We start from the raw sequence: 843 nt of genomic DNA, 5'->3' as shown, positions 1-843 counted from the left end.
CCGCGTCGCCCGCGCCGGCCGCGTCACGTGCGCCGACCGCGACCGCTCCCGCACCGGGCTCCGCGGGCGCCGTCGAGCTCCGGGGGATCGGCCGGTCCTTCCCCGTCGAGAGCTCGCGCGCGCGACGGACCGTCCTCCGCGACGTCGACCTGGACCTCGCGGCCGGCGACGTCGTGGCCGTCCTCGGGCCGTCCGGCTGCGGCAAGTCGACCCTCCTCCGCCAGGTGAGCGGGCTCGACCGCCCCGACACCGGGTCCCTCCGCATCGACGGCACGCCCGTGCAGGAGGTCGACCAGCGCTCCGCGGTCGCCTTCCAGGAGCCGCGGCTGCTGCCCTGGCGCACGATCCGCGCCAACGTGCGCCTCGGCCTGCCGCGCGACGTGCCGCGCGCGGAGGGGGACGCCCGCGTGCGCGACCTGCTGGAGCTCACGGGACTCGCCGAGGCCGCCGACCTCCGCCCCCGCCAGGTGTCCGGCGGCATGGCGCAGCGCGCCTCCCTCGCCCGCGCGCTCGCCCGACGGCCGCGCGTCCTCGTGCTCGACGAGCCGTTCGGCGCCCTCGACGCCCTCACCCGGCTCCGGATGCAGGACCTCCTGCTCGACGTGCACGCCGCCATCCCGACCACGGTCCTCCTCGTCACGCACGACGTCGACGAGGCGCTCCACCTCGCCGACCGCGTGGTGCTGCTCGGACCCGACCCCGCTCCCGGTGCCGCACCGGGCGCGACCGTGCGCCGCGTGCTCGAGGTGCCGGGATCCCGGCCCCGCGACCGCGGCGACGCCACCCTCGCCGCCCTCCGCGCCGAGCTGCTCGAGGGGCTCGGCGTGCCCGGCCACCGCACGG

The 843-nt window shown here is 79.0% G+C and carries 1 protein-coding gene; it reads left to right on the top strand.

The features are described 5' to 3' along the window. On the top strand, positions 1–843 hold an 843-nt coding region (locus Q6969_RS16000), incomplete at both ends, for an ABC transporter ATP-binding protein (RefSeq protein WP_396335566.1).

The organism is Clavibacter sp. MX14-G9D (genome assembly GCF_032917815.1).
Taxonomy (GTDB): Bacteria; Actinomycetota; Actinomycetes; order Actinomycetales; family Microbacteriaceae; genus Clavibacter; species Clavibacter michiganensis_K.
Note: the sequence above shows the minus strand (reverse complement) of the source record. Positions and strands in the feature narration are given on the sequence as shown.